Annotated in this window: 11 protein-coding genes; all 11 read left to right on the top strand. The window is 72.2% G+C overall.

Going from position 1 to position 17,813, the window contains the following annotated elements:
- The first annotated feature begins 6 nt into the window (after positions 1 to 6).
- Positions 7 to 1,077, top strand: a complete 1,071-nt coding sequence (locus DC008_RS11220; protein ID WP_108706850.1) for a phage tail tape measure protein — start codon at positions 7 to 9, stop codon at positions 1,075 to 1,077.
- A 48-nt stretch (positions 1,078 to 1,125) separates the two neighbouring features.
- Positions 1,126 to 1,908 carry a TIGR03936 family radical SAM-associated protein gene (locus DC008_RS11215; protein WP_108706849.1) on the top strand — a complete coding sequence of 261 codons (783 nt, stop codon included), beginning with the start codon at positions 1,126 to 1,128 and terminating at the stop codon, positions 1,906 to 1,908.
- Positions 1,909 to 2,167: 259 nt separating this feature from the next.
- Positions 2,168 to 6,175, top strand: a complete 4,008-nt coding sequence (locus tag DC008_RS11210) for an Rne/Rng family ribonuclease (RefSeq protein ID WP_108706848.1) — start codon at positions 2,168 to 2,170, stop codon at positions 6,173 to 6,175.
- 246 nt (positions 6,176 to 6,421) lie between these two features.
- Entirely contained in the window at positions 6,422 to 6,742 is a 321-nt protein-coding gene (rplU, locus tag DC008_RS11205) for a 50S ribosomal protein L21 (protein ID WP_003990208.1), read from the top strand.
- A gap of 14 nt (positions 6,743 to 6,756) precedes the next feature.
- Positions 6,757 to 7,011, top strand: a complete 255-nt coding sequence (rpmA, locus tag DC008_RS11200; protein WP_055620927.1) for a 50S ribosomal protein L27 — start codon at positions 6,757 to 6,759, stop codon at positions 7,009 to 7,011.
- A gap of 139 nt (positions 7,012 to 7,150) precedes the next feature.
- Entirely contained in the window at positions 7,151 to 8,587 is a 1,437-nt protein-coding gene (gene obgE / locus DC008_RS11195) for a GTPase ObgE (protein ID WP_108706847.1), read from the top strand.
- Positions 8,588 to 8,819: 232 nt separating this feature from the next.
- Positions 8,820 to 10,337 (top strand): FG-GAP-like repeat-containing protein, encoded by a 1,518-nt coding sequence (locus tag DC008_RS11190; protein ID WP_164492290.1) that lies wholly within the window; start codon positions 8,820 to 8,822, stop codon positions 10,335 to 10,337.
- A gap of 42 nt (positions 10,338 to 10,379) precedes the next feature.
- Positions 10,380 to 11,867: an FG-GAP-like repeat-containing protein gene (locus tag DC008_RS11185; protein WP_108706845.1), complete on the top strand. Its 1,488-nt coding sequence runs from the start codon at positions 10,380 to 10,382 to the stop codon at positions 11,865 to 11,867.
- A gap of 217 nt (positions 11,868 to 12,084) precedes the next feature.
- The gene (locus DC008_RS11180) at positions 12,085 to 13,644 is read left to right on the top strand and encodes an alkaline phosphatase D family protein (RefSeq protein WP_208645846.1); all 1,560 of its coding nucleotides are present in this window, start codon (positions 12,085 to 12,087) and stop codon (positions 13,642 to 13,644) included.
- A gap of 480 nt (positions 13,645 to 14,124) precedes the next feature.
- A complete protein-coding gene (locus DC008_RS11175) occupies positions 14,125 to 15,624 on the top strand; it encodes a bifunctional cytidylyltransferase/SDR family oxidoreductase (protein WP_108706844.1) in 1,500 nt (499 codons plus the stop codon).
- 146 nt (positions 15,625 to 15,770) lie between these two features.
- Positions 15,771 to 17,810 (top strand): hypothetical protein, encoded by a 2,040-nt coding sequence (locus DC008_RS11170; protein ID WP_108706843.1) that lies wholly within the window; start codon positions 15,771 to 15,773, stop codon positions 17,808 to 17,810.
- Positions 17,811 to 17,813: the final 3 nt, after the last annotated feature.

Genomic DNA, 17,813 nt, shown 5'->3' with positions numbered 1-17,813 from the left:
GCCGGTATGGATCTGGAGAAAGCGCCGCCGCCGCGCCAGGAGCCCGAAGGGTGCCTGGTGGTCGCGATCCGCATACCCGTGCGCATCGTCGTCCTTCTGCTGGTCGTGCCGGTGCGGATGGTGTGGGACGCGCTCGTCGTCGCCGGGCGCGTCCTGTGGGACGCCGTGCTGCGCCCCCTGGGGCGGGCCCTGTTCGTCTGGCCGTTCGTCGCCCTGTGGCGGTACGTCCTCGTGCCCCTCGGCCGGGGTCTCGCCTGGCTGGGGAACGTCCTGGTCGTCGTCCCCCTCGTCTGGCTGTACCGGTACGTGCTCACTCCGCTCGGGCACGCGTGCGCGTGGGTGGGCCGGGGGATGGCGGCCGGTCTGGTGTGGCTCTACACGCGCGTGCTCGCGCCCTTCTGGCGGGCGGTCATGTGGGTGCTGCGGGGGATCGGCGCGGTTCTCGCGGCGGCCGGGATCGGTGTCCTCGGGGCGCTGGCCTGGCTGGGGCGGTACCTCTTCGTCGTACCTGCCGTGTGGCTGTACACATGGGTCCTCGCGCCCGTCGGACGTGCGATCGCCTGGACCGTGCAGGCCGTCGCCACCGGCATCGGGGTCGGTCTGTACTGGATCTTCCGGGTTCTGTTCGTGCTGCCTGCGGTGGGACTGTGGCGCTGGGTGCTGACGCCGGTCGGGCGGGTGCTCGCCGTCGTCGGACGGGAGGTCGGGGACGCCATCGGGCACGCCTGGCGGATCGCGGGGCACATCTCGCGCGCGGTCGGGCGCTTTCTCGGGACCCTCTTCCGGTGGATCTTCGTGGAGCCGGTGCGCTGGGTGTACCGGACCGTGCTCACGCCGGTCGGACACGTCGTACGGGACGTCGTCCTGCGGCCCGCCGCCGAGGCCGCGCGCGCTGTGGGGCGGGCCACCCGGCAGGCCCTGGCGTCGGTCCGGGAGTCCGCCCGGCAGGCCCGCGCCGACATGCGCCGGATGCTCTTCGGAGAGCCGAAGCAGCGCGAGGTGGTGGCCCGGCGGGAACCTCCGGGCCGCGAGACACGTACTCTTGGTAGCAGTACGACCGCTCTCACGAAGGACTGAACGACACTGGGCAAGCGACAGCCCGAAGGCCCGCCGCCCGCACCCGCGGTGCAGCGCATCCGACTGCGTTACACCAAGCGCGGCCGCCTCCGGTTCACCAGCCACCGTGACTTCCAGCGCGCCTTCGAGCGTGCGCTGCGCCGTGCCGAGGTGCCGATGGCGTACTCGGCGGGGTTCACGCCGCATCCGAAGGTGTCGTATGCCAATGCCGCACCCACCGGCACGGGCAGTGAGGCGGAGTATCTGGAGATCGCGCTCACCGAGACGCGGGATCCGCAGCAGCTCAGGGCGCTGCTCGACGAGTCGCTGCCCGCCGGGCTCGATGTCGTGGACGCGGTCGAGGCCCGGACCTCCGGGCTCGCCGACCGGCTCACGGCGTCCGTCTGGGAGCTGCGTCTCGACGGGGTGGAGCCGGCCGAGGCCGTGCGAGCGGTCGCCGCGTTCCAGGCCGCCGAGACCGTCGAGGTCCAGCGCATGACCAAGAACGGCGTACGCACTTTCGACGCCCGTCCCGCGGTCGCCCATCTCGAGAGCGTCCAGAATCCGGAAACACACAGTTCGCAGGCTGATAGGCCGACGGACCGGCCCTGTGCGATACTGCGGCTGGTTGTTCGGCACGTGACGCCTGCCGTACGACCCGACGACGTCCTGTCCGGTCTCCGCGCCGTGGCCGACCTGGCGCCGCCGGTCCCCGCAGCGGTGACCAGGCTGGCGCAGGGGCTGTTCGATGAAGAGACCGGCACGGTGACCGACCCGCTCGCGCCCGACCGCGAGGCAGCGACGGCCCCAACCGAGGCCGGGACCGCTGCCGCCGCGACGGCGTCGGCGTAAGGAAGTTCCGTAGGGACGGACGTCGAAGCGCCGCCCTCGTACTCGGGAGCCACCTGGGTCGGGCAGCGCACCGACCAGAAGACTTTCGCCAGGCCGTGCGCATGAGGCGTACGGAACCGGCGAGACAGGACACAGAGAGCTCCCGTGCGGCGCCCGCGCCCCGGACGGCGGTTGTCGCGTATCGCGCGACCCGCGGACGTCACCGGCACACCACCGGACCAGGCGCGGCGCCCGGGAGCCTGACGGGAGAAACGCCCGCATGCTCGAACCGACCGAAGCCACAGAGTCCTCAACGGGCTCCGAACTGAACACACCGAGCGACACCCTGCCGCCGCGTCGTCGGCGCCGTGCCGCTTCCCGGCCGGCGGGACCGCCCGCCGCCACCGAGACGCAGCCCGCGGAGGTGGTCGAGCCGGCCATACCGCCCGCTGACGTAGAGAAGCTCGATCAGGAGCAGGCCGACCTCGAGGCGGAGACCGCCGAGGCCGAAGAGGCCGCCGAGGTCGAGGAGACCCCGGAGCCCGCGCCTCCGGCCCGCACGCGCCGCCGTGCCGTGCGCCGTGCGTCGGCACCCGCCGGTGCGCCCGCGGCCGAGGCGGCGGCCGAGACCGTGGTGCCCGTGACGGCCGCCGAGCCGGTCGCCGAGGAGCCCGCCCAGGCCGCCGCCGAGGCGTCCGAGGTGCCTGAGGTGTCCGAGGAGCCGGCCCCGCCGCGCGCCCGGCGCCGTGCCACCCGCCGGGTGACCGCACCTGCCGCGGCCCCCGCTCCGGCGCAGGACGCCGAGGCCACCGAGACCGCCGAGGGCGACGCCATGGACCACGAGGCCGCCGCCGTCGAGGAGACCCCCGAGCCCGCCCCGCGCCGTACGCGCCGCCGCGCCACCCGAACCGCCGCCGCGCCGGAGGCCGTGCAGGCCGCCCCGGCCGACGAGGAGCCGGTGACCGCCGAGGAACCCGCGCAGGCTGAGGCATCCACGGAGAGCGCCGAGGCCGAGGAGGCCGCCCCGCGTCGTACGCGTCGTCGCGCCACCCGTCGTACGGCCGCGCCGGCCGCCGTCGAGGAGGCCGCCGCGGAGACCGTCGAGGCCGCTCCCGAGGAGACCGCCGGGACGCCGGTGACCGCCGAGACCCCGGTGACCGAGGGTGTCGAGACCGAGAGCCCCGCCGCGACCGCTGCCGCCGCCGAGGACGACGCCGCTCCGCGCCGCCGGCGCCGCGCCGTCCGGCGTGCCGCCACCGGCTTCGCCGAGCCCGCGCGGTCCGCCTCCGGTGCGGCCGCCGACGAGGCGCCGCGTCCGTCGCGGCCCGCCGTGGCCGTCTTCCAGGCGCCCGTCTTCACCGAGCCGCAGTTCCAGACGCCGCAGCGCGCCGCCGCCGAGGCCGCAGCGGAGGCGGTGACCGAGGACGACGAGGAGCTCCGCGAGGAGCAGCCCGTCGCCCCGCGCCGCCGGCGCCGCCGCCGTGGCGAGGACCCCGAACCGCAGGCCGCCGTCGAGCCGGCCGCCGAGGACGAGTCCGACGAGACCGAGGACGGTGCCGAGGACTCCGCCGACGGCGACGAGTCCGAGGAGACCGGGTCGCGTCGGCGCCGCCGCCGCGGTGGCCGCCGCCGCCGTCGCGGTGACTCCGGCGAGCAGGACGCCGAGGGCGAGAGCGACAGCGAGGACACCGCCGCCGCGCAGGCCGAGCAGGACGCCGAGGACACCGCCGAGCAGGAGGAGGAGGACGCCGAGGAGGCGCACGACGACTCCAGTGGCTCCGGCTCCAGCAGCAGCCGCCGGCGCCGTCGCAGGCGCCGCCGCGCCGGTGACAGCTCCGTGGACGCCGAGCCGGGCGACGGCGACCCCGAGCGCACCGTCGTCAAGGTCCGCGAGCCCCGCCCGAAGTCCGAGCCGTCCGACGAGGTGCAGTCCATCAAGGGCTCCACGCGTCTGGAGGCCAAGAAGCAGCGCCGCCGCGAGGGCCGCGAGCAGGGCCGCCGTCGCGTCCCGATCATCACCGAGGCCGAGTTCCTGGCCCGCCGCGAGGCCGTCGAGCGCGTGATGGTGGTCCGCCAGCACGGCGACCGCACCCAGATCGGCGTCCTCGAGGACAACGTGCTCGTCGAGCACTACGTCAACAAGGAGCAGTCGACGTCGTACGTCGGCAACGTCTACCTGGGCAAGGTCCAGAACGTGCTGCCGTCGATGGAGGCCGCCTTCATCGACATCGGCAAGGGCCGCAACGCCGTGCTCTACGCCGGTGAGGTCAACTTCGAGGCGCTCGGCATGGCCAACGGGCCGCGCCGTATCGAGTCCGCCCTGAAGTCCGGCCAGTCCGTGCTCGTCCAGGTCACCAAGGACCCGATCGGGCACAAGGGCGCGCGTCTGACCAGCCAGGTCTCCCTGCCGGGCCGCTACCTCGTGTACGTGCCCGAGGGCTCGATGACCGGCATCAGCCGCAAGCTGCCCGACACCGAGCGTGCCCGGCTGAAGACCATCCTCAAGAAGATCGTCCCCGAGGACGCGGGCGTCATCGTGCGCACCGCCGCCGAGGGCGCGAGCGAGGACGAGCTGCGCCGCGACGTCGAACGGCTCCAGGGGCAGTGGGAGGAGATCCGGAAGAAGGCGAAGAGCGGCAACGCGCCGACGCTGCTCTACGGCGAGCCGGACATGACCGTCCGGGTCGTCCGCGACATCTTCAACGAGGACTTCTCCAAGGTCGTCGTCAGCGGTGACGAGGCGTGGGAGACCATCCACGGCTATGTCTCGCACGTGGCGCCCGACCTCGCCGAGCGGCTCCAGAGGTGGACCAGCGAGGTCGACGTCTTCGCCACGTACCGGATCGACGAGCAGCTCGCCAAGGCGCTGGACCGCAAGGTCTGGCTGCCCAGCGGCGGTTCGCTGGTCATCGACCGGACCGAGGCGATGGTCGTCGTCGACGTCAACACCGGCAAGTTCACGGGCCAGGGCGGCAACCTCGAGGAGACCGTCACCCGGAACAACCTGGAGGCGGCCGAGGAGATCGTGCGCCAGCTGCGGCTGCGCGACCTCGGCGGCATCATCGTCATCGACTTCATCGACATGGTGCTGGAGTCCAACCGGGACCTGGTGCTGCGGCGCCTCCTCGAGTGCCTGGGCCGGGACCGTACGAAGCACCAGGTCGCCGAGGTCACCTCGCTGGGCCTGGTCCAGATGACCCGTAAGCGGGTCGGCCAGGGCCTGCTGGAGTCCTTCTCCGAGACCTGTGTCCACTGCAACGGCCGCGGTGTCATCGTGCACATGGAGCAGCCCACGTCCGCCGGTGGCGGAGGTGGCGGCAAGCGCAAGAAGCGCGCGCGGGCCGGTGCCGGTCCCGAGCATGTGCACGAGGCGTCCGTCGCCACCGAGCCGGTCGAGACGGCCGAGGAGGAGGCGGAGTCGGAGGCCGAGGTCGCCGCCGAGGTCGCCGAGCCCACCGCGCTCGCGGAGCCCGCGTTCGCGCCCGACGAGGAGCTGTACAGCAGCGTCGCCGAGGCGGAGGCCGCCGCGCGCAGCGGTCGCTCCCGGCGTCGCGGTGGCCGGCGCGCGTCGGCCCCGGCCGGTGCGCCGCGCAAGGCCGAGGCGGTTCCCACCGCTCAGAACGTGACGGTCGCAGAGGAGATCGCCCGTCCGGTCCAGCCGGAGCCGGCCGCCGAGGCGACCGCCGAGCCGGCGGCCGTGGAGGACGCGGTCGTGCCGTCCGCGCCCGTCGTCGAGGAGCCCGCGGCTCCCGCCGAGGAGGCCGCGCCCAAGGGCCGTACACGGCGTCGCGCCACCCGCAAGGTGTCCGCGCCCGCCGGTTCGCCCGCGGGGGCCGAGGCCGCCGTGGTGACGGTCGCCGAGACCGCGCCGGAGCCCGTCGTGGAGCCGGCCGCCGAGGCGGTCGTCGCCGAGGCCCCGGCCGAGCAGGCCGAGGCGCCCGCCGAGCCGGCCGCGGAGAGCGCCGCCCCGGCCCGCCCGCGCCGCCGTGCGGTGCGCAAGGCCACCGCGCCGACCGCGTCGGAGGAGGCGGCCGTCGTGGTCGTCCCCGCCGCCGAGGCGGAGGCCGCGGCCGAGGAGGGCGCCGAGGGGGCCGCTCCGGCCAAGAAGACGGCGCGCAAGACGGCCAAGAAGGCCACCGCGAAGAAGGCCGCCACCAAGAAGACGGCGGCCAAGAAGACGGTGGCGAAGAAGACCACGGCCAAGAAGGCGGCCAAGACGACCGCCAAGACGGCCGCGGCCAAGTCGACGGCGAAGAAGACCACGGTCACCGCCACCACCGACGAGTGACACGTCCCGTGTGACACGACGTGCGGCCGGTCCTGTGACCGGCCGCACTCGTTCGGGGCCCGGCCCGGTTTGACCCCCTTGCCAACGGCCCCGTAACCTTGACCCTCGGTGTGTCCGTGGATATAGGACGCGCCACATCCCCGTAAACCTCGTCCTCCGACGCACCGGGTGCTTCGGAGAGGCTGTCCGCGTGCCGGGCGGCTGGACTGCGGGGGTGCCGTTCCCGAGCGAGAGAGTGAGATCCGCGTGTACGCCATCGTGCGCAGCGGTGGTCGCCAGCACAAGGTTGCAGTCGGCGACATCGTTGAGGTTGACAAGATTTCCACCGCCAAGGTTGGCGACACGGTCGAGCTCTCGACCCTGCTCGTTGTCGACGGCGACGCTGTGACCAGCGACCCGTGGGTGCTGGCCGGCATCAAGGTCCAGGCCGAGGTCGTGGACCACCACAAGGGGCAGAAGATCGACATTCTGCGCTACAAGAACAAGACCGGCTACCGCCGTCGTCAGGGCCACCGCCAGCAGTACACGGCGATCAAGGTCACTGAGATCCCCACGGCTGCGAAGTAAGGGACTGAGGAGACATGGCACACAAGAAGGGCGCATCGTCCACCCGGAACGGTCGCGACTCGAACGCCCAGCGGCTCGGCGTGAAGCGCTTCGGCGGTCAGGTCGTCAACGCGGGTGAGATCCTGGTCCGCCAGCGCGGCACCCACTTCCACCCCGGTGCGGGCGTCGGCCGTGGCGGCGACGACACGCTGTTCGCGCTGCAGGCCGGTGCGGTGGAGTTCGGCTCCAGCCGTGGCCGCAAGGTCGTCAACATCGTCCCGGTCGCCTGAGTCCTTCTGACTCACCGCCCTGCTCGCAGGGCGTCGACCGTACGATGCGCGAGGCGGACCTCACTTCCCGGTCGGGAAGGCGGGTCCGCCTTTCGCGTGTTATCGAAGAGACATCCCGTACTTTCTGGAGGCACTGACCATGACCACCTTCGTGGACCGCGTCGAACTGCATGTCGCCGCGGGTAACGGAGGCCACGGCTGTGCCTCCGTCCACCGTGAGAAGTTCAAGCCGCTCGGCGGACCCGACGGCGGCAACGGCGGACGCGGCGGGGACGTGATCCTCACCGTCGACCAGTCGGTCACCACGCTGCTCGACTACCACCACTCGCCGCACCGCAAGGCCACCAACGGCAAGCCCGGCGAGGGCGGCAACCGCTCCGGCAAGGACGGCCAGGACCTGATCCTGCCGGTGCCGGACGGCACGGTCGTGCTGGACAAGGCCGGCAACGTCCTGGCCGACCTGGTCGGGCACGGCACGTCCTTCGTCGCCGCGCAGGGCGGCCGGGGCGGCCTCGGCAACGCCGCGCTGGCCTCGGCCCGCCGCAAGGCGCCCGGCTTCGCGCTGCTCGGTGAGCCCGGCGACCTCCAGGACATCGTGCTGGAGCTGAAGACCGTCGCCGACGTGGCGCTGGTCGGGTACCCGAGCGCGGGCAAGTCCTCGCTGATCTCGGTGCTGAGCGCCGCCAAGCCGAAGATCGCGGACTACCCCTTCACCACGCTGGTGCCCAACCTCGGTGTGGTGACGGCCGGTTCGACCGTCTACACCATCGCCGACGTCCCCGGTCTGATCCCGGGCGCCAGCCAGGGCAAGGGCCTGGGCCTTGAGTTCCTGCGCCACGTCGAGCGGTGCAGCGTGCTCGTGCACGTCCTGGACACCGCGACGCTGGAGTCCGACCGAGACCCCGTCTCCGACCTGGACATCATCGAGGCGGAGCTGCGCGAGTACGGCGGCCTCGACAACCGTCCGCGGATCGTCGTCCTCAACAAGATCGACGTACCGGACGGCAAGGACCTCGCCGAGATGGTCCGGCCGGACCTGGAGGCCCGCGGCTACAAGGTCTTCGAGGTGTCCGCCGTCGCCCACATCGGTCTCAAGGAGCTGTCCTTCGCGCTCGCCGACCTCGTCGGCCGGGCGCGCGCCGCGAAGCCGAAGGAGGAGGCGACGCGGATCGTCATCCGGCCCAAGGCCGTGGACGACGCGGGCTTCACCGTCGTCCGCGAGGAGGACGGGCTGTACCGGGTGCGCGGCGAGAAGCCGGAGCGCTGGGTGCGGCAGACCGACTTCAACAACGACGAGGCCGTGGGCTATCTCGCGGACCGCCTCAACCGCCTCGGGGTGGAGGAGGAACTGATGAAGGCGGGCGCCCGCTCCGGCGACGGTGTCGCGATCGGCCCCGAGGACAACGCGGTCGTCTTCGACTGGGAGCCGACGGTGATGGCCGGCGCGGAGATGCTGGGCCGCCGTGGCGAGGACCACCGTCTGGAGGAGCCGCGTCCGGCCGCGCAGCGTCGGCGGGACCGGCAGGCCGAGCGGGACGAGGCGGCGCAGGAGTTCGACGACTTCAAGCCGTTCTGACAGACGCCACAGCGACACGGTGTGAGCGACGCCGGGGCCACCACGGGTGGTCCCGGCGTCGTCGTGTCCGCGCCCACCGGCCGGACGCCGTGGCTCGATCGGTGAACCGCCGGGAAACTCATGGGGTTTCCGAGGGCAACCCCCGGGTGCCCCGCTGAGTCGTACTGGGCGGCCCGCGCGGGATCTTGAACCTCGCCGGGCTTCGACCACCGTTCGGATCAACGGAGTTGCCGTGCCTTCGCGTTCCCACCGCCGTACCCCGATCTCGCGTCGCAGACGTCTGGGGCTCGCCACCGGTGTCGTGCTCGTCGCCGGGGCGATCGCCGTCCCCGCCGTGAACGCCGCCACGGAGTCCGCGGTCACCGCAAAGGCCGGCGCCGAGCGGCTGCACGACGACTTCAACGGGGACGGGTTCGCCGACGTGGCGATCGGCGCGCCCGGCACCACGGTGAACACCCAGGAGCGCGCCGGGTCGGTCAGCGTGCTCTACGGCTCCGCGAGCGGACTGGCGACCTCCCGCAAGCAGGTGCTCAAGGGCCCGGGCGTCAAGGACCCGGAGGGCTGGCGCGGCCTGTACGGCAGCCAACTGGAGAGCGGGGACCTCGACGGGGACGGCTACGCCGACCTGGTCTCGGTGATCCAGGACTACAAGGTCGACATCGACAACGGGCACACGGTCCAGGTCAACTGGGGCGGCCCGAGCGGGCTGTCGGACCAGCCGACCACGATCGTCTGGACGCCGCTGAAGTCCGCCACCACCGGGCTGTTCACGGTGGCCGACGTCGACGGCGACCAGCACCCGGACATCGTGACGCTCACCGACGACGACTGGCTGAGCGCGGCCCCGGAGAAGACCAATGGCGACGGCACCGTGTTCCACGGCCCGTTCGACCGTGAGGGGCACCCCGCCAAGAAGGACTACTTCACGATCGCGGGCAAGTCCCAGAGCTACCAGTCGCTCAGCGCCGGGGACGTCGACGGCGACGGCGCCGCCGACCTCGCCGTGCGCACCACGAAGGCCGACGGCAGCCGCGGGGTCGAACTGCTCCTCGGCGGCACCGGCGGCTTCACCCGCAAGGGCCTCCTCAAGGACGCGCAGGGCCGTGTCGTCCCCGGTGACGACGCCGCGATCGGCGACCTGAACAAGGACGGCCACGGCGACATCGTCATCGGCCACTCGGCGGAGAGCACCACCCAACTGCCCACCAGGGGCGGCGCCGTCGCCGTCGTCTACGGCGGCCCGAACGGCGTCTCCACCACCCGCACGCCGGTGTGGATCAACCAGGACACCGCCGGGGTGCCGGGCGCGGCCGAGAAGGGCGACGGCATGGGCACCGGGCTGTCCCTCGGCGACACCAACGGCGACGGCTACCTCGATGTGGCGACCGGCCTGCCCGGCGAGGACCTCGACACCGTCGCCGACGCGGGTGCCGTGCTCGTGCTGCGGGGCGGGGCGTCCGGTCTGACCGGCACCGGCAGCAAGGCGTTCACGCAGAGCACCGCCAAGGTGCCCGGCACCGCCGAGAAGGGTGACAAGTTCGGGGCGGCGACCGCGCTGGTCGACGCCGACGGCGACAAGAAGGACGGGCTCGTCGTGGGCGACCCGGACGAGAACGCCACCGACGGCTCCGTGTGGGTCTTCTCGACGACGTCGACCGGCATCACCGCCACCGGCTCCTTCTCGTTCGGGCCCACCACGATGGGCTTCACCGCGAGCAAGGCCCGCTTCGGCGCCGCCGTCTCCGACTGACGGCCTTCCCACCTCCCCCCACGCACAGAACTGGAGACCGAGATGCGCAGGCACGGACGGGCATGGCGGGTGGCCCTCGCGGTCGTGGCGGCCGCCACGGGCGCCGTCACTCTTCCCGTGGCCCACGCGGCGGCCGGCGGCGACGCCTCGGCCGGCGCCGGGATCAGGGCCGACTTCAACGGTGACGGCTACGCGGATCTCGCGGTGGCCGCGCCCGACGCGACCGTCGACGGCAAGACCGGCGCCGGGTACGTGGCCGTCGTCTACGGCTCGGCGACCGGTCTGAGGCCCGCGTCGAAGCAGGTCGTCAGCCAGAACACGCCCGGTGTCACCGACTCCGCCGAGACGGGTGACCACTTCGGCAGCGCGGTGAGCACCGCCGACCTCGACGGCGACGGCCACACCGACCTGGTCGTCGGCGTCACCGGCGAGGATTCCGTCGAGGGCGGCGCCGAGACCGGACTCCTCCAGGTCGTGTGGGGCGGGGCGGACGGGCTGTCCGGCGGGGCGCCGCTGGCGTACGGGCAGGACACGTACGACCGGCTGAGCGACCGCGGCAGGCTCGCCGTCGGCGATGTGGACGGCGACGGTGCCGCTGACCTGGTCGCCGTGCAGGGCAGCGCCGATCTGCGGGTGATCCGGGGGCCGTTCGGCCGGGACGGCGCCGGGCGGGGCGGCGAGGAGGTCGTCCGGGACGACTCCGACGCGCGGTTCCTGGACCTCGCGACGGGCGATGTGGACGGCGACGGCGTGGACGACGTCGTCGGCACCCTGAACCAGGGCGACGAGTACGACGCCCGCCACATCGTCTACTGGCAGGGCACGCCGGAGGGCCTCGCCGAGGGCACGGTCCCGCGCGACGCCCGCGGCCGGCAGCTGCAGGGCGGCGAGTTCGTCGACGTCGGCGATGTGAACGGCGACGGGTTCGAGGACATCGTCGTGGGCCGCTCCGTCGACGGGTACGACAGCGACCTCGACACCCCGATCCCGCTGGGCGGCAGGGTCGCGTTCGTCCCCGGCTCCGCGAACGGCCCGGTCGGCACGAAGGCGATGTACGTCAACCAGGACAGCGCCGGGGTGCCGGGTGCCGCCGAGCGCGGCGACGGGTTCGGCACCGATGTGACGGTGGCCGATGTGAACGGCGACGGCTACGCGGACGTCTCCGTGGGCGTGCCCGGCGAGGACTTCGACGGGCTGGGCAACGCCGGCGGGACCGTGGTCCTGCGCGGCGCCCGGAATGGTCTGACCGGGACCGGGGCGCAGGGCGTCAACCAGGACACCGCCGGGGTGCCGGGCGCGGCGGAGACGAACGACGTGTTCGGCGGCGCCACGCATCTCGTCGACGGTGACGGCGACGGACGTGCCGAACTCGTCGTCGGTGCGCCCGGCGAGAACGAGAACGCCGGGTCGGTGTGGGTCTTCCCCTCCTCGGCGTCCGGGATCACCCCGACCGGCTCGTCCACCTTCGGCGCCGGGACCCTCGGCACGGTCGCCGCGAAGGCGAGGCTGGCGGCCAACTTCGACGACTGATCCGGGCGGCCCGGCCACCGGCCGAAGACCGGGCCCGTCGCGGCGCGAGCACCGGCGCACCCCACCGACGCGCCGGAGCGCACCGCCGTGCCGTGACGGATCCACTGATGTCTCCCCATTTGTCATGCACGCGAAGCTCACTGTTCAGCGCCGGGTCCGCCCGGGAGCGCGAGCATCCGAAGTGTCCACGGAGCAAGCGAGGCAGGGGAGTTCACCGATGACCGGTGTGTCCGGATCCACGTCGCCCGACCGGCGCCGAGTGCTCACCGCGGGTGCCGCGATGCTCGGCGCGGCGGCCTCCGCGCAGCTGTGGCTGCCCGCGGCCGCCCGTGCCACCGAGAAGCCGCTGCCGGACGGGGTGTTCAGCCTCGGCGTCGCCTCGGGCGACCCGCTGCCCGACGGCGTCGTGCTGTGGACGCGGCTCGCCCCCGACCCGCTGAACGGCGGCGGGATGCCCGGCCGGGCCGTCCCCGTCGCCTGGGAGATCGCCGACGACGAGCGGTTCCGCAAGCCGGTGCGCCGGGGCACCGCCCAGGCCCGGCCCGAGCTGGGCCACAGCGTCCACGTCGACGTCCGCGGTCTGCGCCCCGGCCGGACGTACTGGTACCGCTTCCGCGCGGGCGGGCAGCTCTCGCCCACCGGCCGCACGCGCACCGCCCCGCACCCCGCGAGCTCCGGCGGCCGGCTGCGCATGGCCCTGGCCTCCTGCCAGAACTGGCAGCACGGCTACTTCACGCCGTACGCCGACATGGCGGCCCAGGACCCCGACGTCGTCCTGTTCGTCGGCGACTACATCTACGAGTCGACGCCGTCGTCCACCGGGGTGCGGCGGCACGAGGGCAGCGGTGAGCCGTACACCCTCGACCAGTACCGCAACCGGTACGCGCAGTACCGCACCGACCCCGACCTCGCGGCGATGCACGCGGCAGCGCCCTGGATCGTCACCTTCGACGACCACGAGATCGACAACGACTTCGCCGGCGAGATCCCGCAGGACCCGGACAAGCAGCCGCACGACGCGTTCGTGGCCCGGCTGACGGCCGGCTACCAGGCGTACTACGAGCACATGCCGGTCCGGGCGAGCGCCGTCCCCGACGGCCCGCGCATCCGGATGCACCGCCGTCTGGAGTTCGGTCGCCTCGCGCGGCTCAGCGTGCTGGACACCCGCCAGTACCGCAGCGACCAGGCCACCACGCAGGAGGGCGCCCAGGACGTGGCGCGCACCATGCTCGGCGCCGGGCAGAAGCGGTGGCTGCTCGACGGGCTGCGCCACTCGCCGGCCCGCTGGAACCTCATCGGCTCGCAGATCATGATGGCGGAGACCGACCTCCAGGTCGGCGAGGGCAAGCTCTGGTACTACGACGCCTGGGACGGCTACCAGGCCGAACGCAACGCTCTGCTGGAGGAGCTGAGGCACGTCCGCAACCCCGTCGTGCTGTCCGGCGACCGGCACCTCACGATGGTCAGCGACCTGAAGGAGGACTTCGCCGACCCGCGATCCGACGTGGTCGGCGCCGAGTTCGTCGGCACGTCCGTCTCCAGCAACGGCGACCAGGACCAGGACGCCTTCCACCGGGAGTGGGACCCGCGGATGCCGGACAACCCGCACTGGAAGCTGCTCGACGCCCACCGCGGCTACCACCTCTTCGACATCCGCCACGACGGCATCGACGCCCGGGTGCGGATCGTGGACACCGTCCGCCGGCCCACGGCGACCGCGAGCACGCTGGCCCGGCTGCGGGTCGAGGCGGGCCGGCCCGGCGTCGAGATGGTGTGACCCAGGTAACACCCGGCGGTGGCCCCGGAGTCGAAGCGGCTCCGGGGTCACCGCACTGGAACCGGATCGCTGCGAAACCTTGATGCGGAATTCCCCATTGCGGGCCGGCGGTGAATTGAGCGGCCGGGGCGACGGGTGAGGCGGAGCATTCCGTACGAAAGCGAAGAGACGCCCCCGGACGTGGCGGCCGCGGTACACCGCGGCCGCCACGTCGCGTACGGTTCGGGGGACATCGTCCAGGGATCCCGTGGGAACGCCCGGACATCACGGCCCGAAGCGCCCGCGCCAGGGCCGCGGTGAGCCTGTGCCGTTACTCACAGCAATTCCAGGGACCTTCGGAGTGCCTCTCGGCAAGGGCCATGGGTACAAGGTGAATGACAGGTTGCGCGCACATATGCGGCCGAGGACGCTCACCTTGCACTGCGGTAACCCCAAGTGGGACCATTTCGAAGTTCCCAGTCGCCACAAGGTAGGTCACCTGTGTCCCAGCACATAGCCAAGCCCCGTACCACCGCAGTGATCCTGGCCGGTGGAACCGGTCAGCGCGTGGGTCTGTCGATCCCCAAGCAGCTGCTGAAGATCGCCGGCAAGGCCGTCATCGAGCACACCCTGACCACCTTCGAGAAGGCCGACTCGATCGACGACGTCATCGTGCTGATGGCACCCGGATACGTCCCGGACATCGAGAAGATCGTCGCCAAGGCCGGGTTCACGAAGGTCAAGAAGATCATCGAGGGCGGCGCGACCCGCAACGAGACCACCGAGCGCGCCATCCAGGCCCTCGGCGAGGGCCTGGCCGAGGGCGAAGACCGCAACGTCCTCTTCCACGACGCCGTGCGCCCCCTGCTCTCGCAGCGCGTCATCGACGACTGCGTCGTCGCTCTGGAGCGCTTCCAGGCCGTCGACGTCGCCATCCCGTCCGCGGACACCATCATCGTCACGCGCACGCACGGTGAGGACGGCGAGTTCATCACCGAGATCCCGGACCGCTCCCGCCTGCGCCGCGGCCAGACCCCGCAGGCCTTCAAGCTGTCCACGATCAAGCGCGCCTACGAGGTCGCCGCCGAGGACCCCAACTTCCAGGCCACCGACGACTGCTCCGTCGTGCTCAAGTACCTGCCGGACGTGCCGATCCAGGTCGTCGCGGGTGACGAGTACAACATGAAGGTCACGCAGCCCGTCGACGTCTTCATCGCCGACAAGCTCTTCCAGCTGGCCTCCACCGCCGCTCCCGAGCAGGTGAGCGAGGAGGCCTACCGCGAGCTCCTCACCGGCAAGACGATCGTCGTCTTCGGCGGCTCGTACGGCATCGGCAAGGACATCGCCGAACTCGCCGAGTCCTACGGCGCGAACGTCTACGCGCTCGGCCGCTCCACCACCGGCACCCACGTGGAGAACCCGGAGGAGGTCGACGACGCGCTGTCCAAGGCGTACGGCGAGACCGGCCGCATCGACTACGTCGTCAACACCGCCGGTGTGCTGCGCATAGGCAAGCTCGCCGAGACCGACAACGCCACCATCGAGGAGGCGCTGAAGGTCAACTACCTGGCGCCGGTGCAGATCGCCCGCTCCTCGTACAAGTACCTGTCCGAGACCAAGGGTCAGCTGCTCCTCTACACCTCCAGCAGCTACACCCGCGGCCGCGCCGAGTACAGCCTCTACTCCTCCACCAAGGCCGCCATGGTGAACCTCACCCAGGCGCTGTCCGACGAGTGGGCCGGCGACGGCATCCGCGTGAACTGCATCAACCCCGAGCGGACCGCGACGCCGATGCGCACCAAGGCCTTCGGCCAGGAGCCCGCGGGCTCGCTGCTCTCCTCCGAGGCCGTCGCCCGCACGTCGCTCGACGTGCTGCTCTCCGAGCTGACCGGGCACGTCATCGACGTCCGCCAGCAGGACCCGACGGCGGCGGCCGGCAAGGCGTCCGGCTTCGAGCAGGCGCTGGCCAGTGTCCTGGACCGCCAGGACGGCGTGGCATAATCACCCTTCAATAGCCTTATGAATTCAGGCCTCTGCGATTCTTTGTTCACGAAGAATTCACAGGGGCCTGAGTCCTTCCCTCTTCAGACCGGCCCCTCTCCCTGAGCAGGTTCTCCGTGATATCCACCGCTATTCGCGTCGCCCGGGTGGGCAGCGCGGCCGAGCTGGCCGCGGCGGTCCTCATGATGCTGGGATTCCCGGCACTCATGCTGGCCGCGCTCGTACCGAGCATTCCCGCCTTCGCGGCGGCGGCCGCCGTGACGTACCTGGCGGACCACTATCTGCACCGCAAGGGCAGCTACCTGGTCAACCGCCTCAGCAAGGTCCGGGCCGGTCTGTCGATCCGCTTCCTGATCAGGGAGCTGCTGCTGCTCCTGCTGCTGGCGCGCCTGAGCCTCGCGGACAACCTGGTCTACTACGGCGCGGTCGCCTGCTTCATCGCCTTCTACGGCCTCCAGGCCCCGCACGGCGCGCTGGTCACCCTGATCCGCAACCGCCGCCGTATGCCGGTCGCCACCCGGAACGTCGACCTCGCCTCGCGCGTCCGCATCCCCGACGCCCCGCCGCGCGGGCTGCTGCACCGCTCCGCCGAGAAGATGCTGCACCTCGACCTCGCGGCCGTCGCCGGCATCCTCGTCTCCGCCTGGCTGGAGCACTCCGCCATCGGGTTCGTCGGCATCGGCCTCACGGTGGGCCTCGGCCTGCTCTACGTCCTCGCGCTCATGCCGTACGTCCGCGGACGGAAGATCCCGCCGAAGGCCGAGCTCGTCCTGGCCGCCGTCGACGACTGGCTGCGGGTGTACCGGCCCGAGACCGTGCTGTACTTCTCCGGCTCCAAGGACTCCGCGTACCAGGTCAACATGTGGCTGGAGACCATGGAGCAGCTGGACTCCAGGCCGCTGATCATCCTGCGCGAGCGCGCCATCCTGGCCAACCTGGCGCCCACCACGGTCCCCGTCGTCTGCGTGCCCGGCGGTGTGCACCTGATGAACCTGGACCTGAGCACCGTGCGGGTCGCCCTGTACGCCGCGAACGTAGGCAAGAACATCCACCTGCTGCGCGTGCCCACCATGAAGCACGTCTTCATCGGCCACGGCGACAGCGACAAGCTGGCCAGCGTCAACCCGTTCAGCAAGGTGTACGACGAGGTGTGGACCGCCGGCCGCGCGGGCCGCGACCGCTACGCCATAGCCGACGTGGGCGTGCGCGACGACGACATCGTGGAGGTCGGCCGCCCGCAGCTCGCCCCCATCCAGACCTGGCAGGGCGTCCCCGAGGGCCGTGTCCCGACCGTGCTGTACGCCCCCACCTGGGAGGGCTGGGACGGCAACCCCGGCAACACCTCGATCGTGCTCGCCGGCGAGAACATCGTGCGCAAGCTCGTCACCGCCGACCCGCCGGTCCGCGTGCTCTACAAGCCGCACCCCTTCACCGGCACCGTCAACAAGGAGGCCGGCGCCGCCCACCAGCGGATCACCGCCCTCGTCGAGCGTGCCGCCGCCGAGCGTGCCGCCGACCCGCGCTTCACCGCCGACACGGCCGCGCAGGCCGCCGCCAAGGCCGAGCTGGCCCGTATCGAGGCCCGGCTCGCCGAGCTGTCCGGCAAGGGCGGCAGCAGCGGCGACGAGGCCGAGGCCACCCGTGACGGCCTGCTCGACCCGGCCCGCCACGAGGAGGTCGCCCGGCTGCGCGCGGAGTGGAACGACGCCTACTGGCGCTCCTTCCCGGCCCACGAGCACCGTGTCATCACGGGCGCCGAGCCGCGCCTGTACGACTGCTTCAACGTCTCCGACGCGATGGTCTCCGACATCTCCAGCGTCGTCTCCGACTTCATCGCCAGCGGCAAGCCGTACGCCGTCACGGACTCCGCCGAGCTGGGCGTGGAGGAGTTCAAGCGGCAGAACACGGCCGTGCGCGCCGCGACGATCCTGTCGAACCGGGCGGAGCCGCTGGGAGAGCTGCTGGACGCGGTCCGCGACCCGTCCGCCGACCCGCTGGCCGCCGACCGCACCGAGCTGAAGCGCTACCTGCTCGGCCCGGACGAGCCGACGTCCATCGAGCAGTTCAACACGGCCGTGGCGGACCTCGCCATCAAGGCCGAGACCCGCAACGTCGGACAGGAGTCCCGCACGGCGGCCGTACCCGCCCAGCGGGTCGCGGCGGCGGGCGACGACGTGACGGCCTGACCC

It is taken from the genome of Streptomyces nigra (genome assembly GCF_003074055.1).
Taxonomy (GTDB): Bacteria; Actinomycetota; Actinomycetes; order Streptomycetales; family Streptomycetaceae; genus Streptomyces; species Streptomyces nigra.
This window is presented reverse-complemented; position numbering and strand designations above follow the sequence as displayed.

Excerpts from the sequence above, each read along its gene's own strand:
- DC008_RS11185 (WP_108706845.1), top strand. The coding sequence starts at position 10,380 with ATGCGCAGGCACGGACGGGCATGGCGGGTGGCCCTCGCGGTCGTGGCG.
- obgE (WP_108706847.1), top strand. The coding sequence starts at position 7,151 with ATGACCACCTTCGTGGACCGCGTCGAACTGCATGTCGCCGCGGGTAAC.
- DC008_RS11220 (WP_108706850.1), top strand. The coding sequence starts at position 7 with ATGGATCTGGAGAAAGCGCCGCCGCCGCGCCAGGAGCCCGAAGGGTGC.
- DC008_RS11210 (WP_108706848.1), top strand. The coding sequence starts at position 2,168 with ATGCTCGAACCGACCGAAGCCACAGAGTCCTCAACGGGCTCCGAACTG.
- DC008_RS11180 (WP_208645846.1), top strand. The coding sequence starts at position 12,085 with ATGACCGGTGTGTCCGGATCCACGTCGCCCGACCGGCGCCGAGTGCTC.
- rpmA (WP_055620927.1), top strand. The coding sequence starts at position 6,757 with ATGGCACACAAGAAGGGCGCATCGTCCACCCGGAACGGTCGCGACTCG.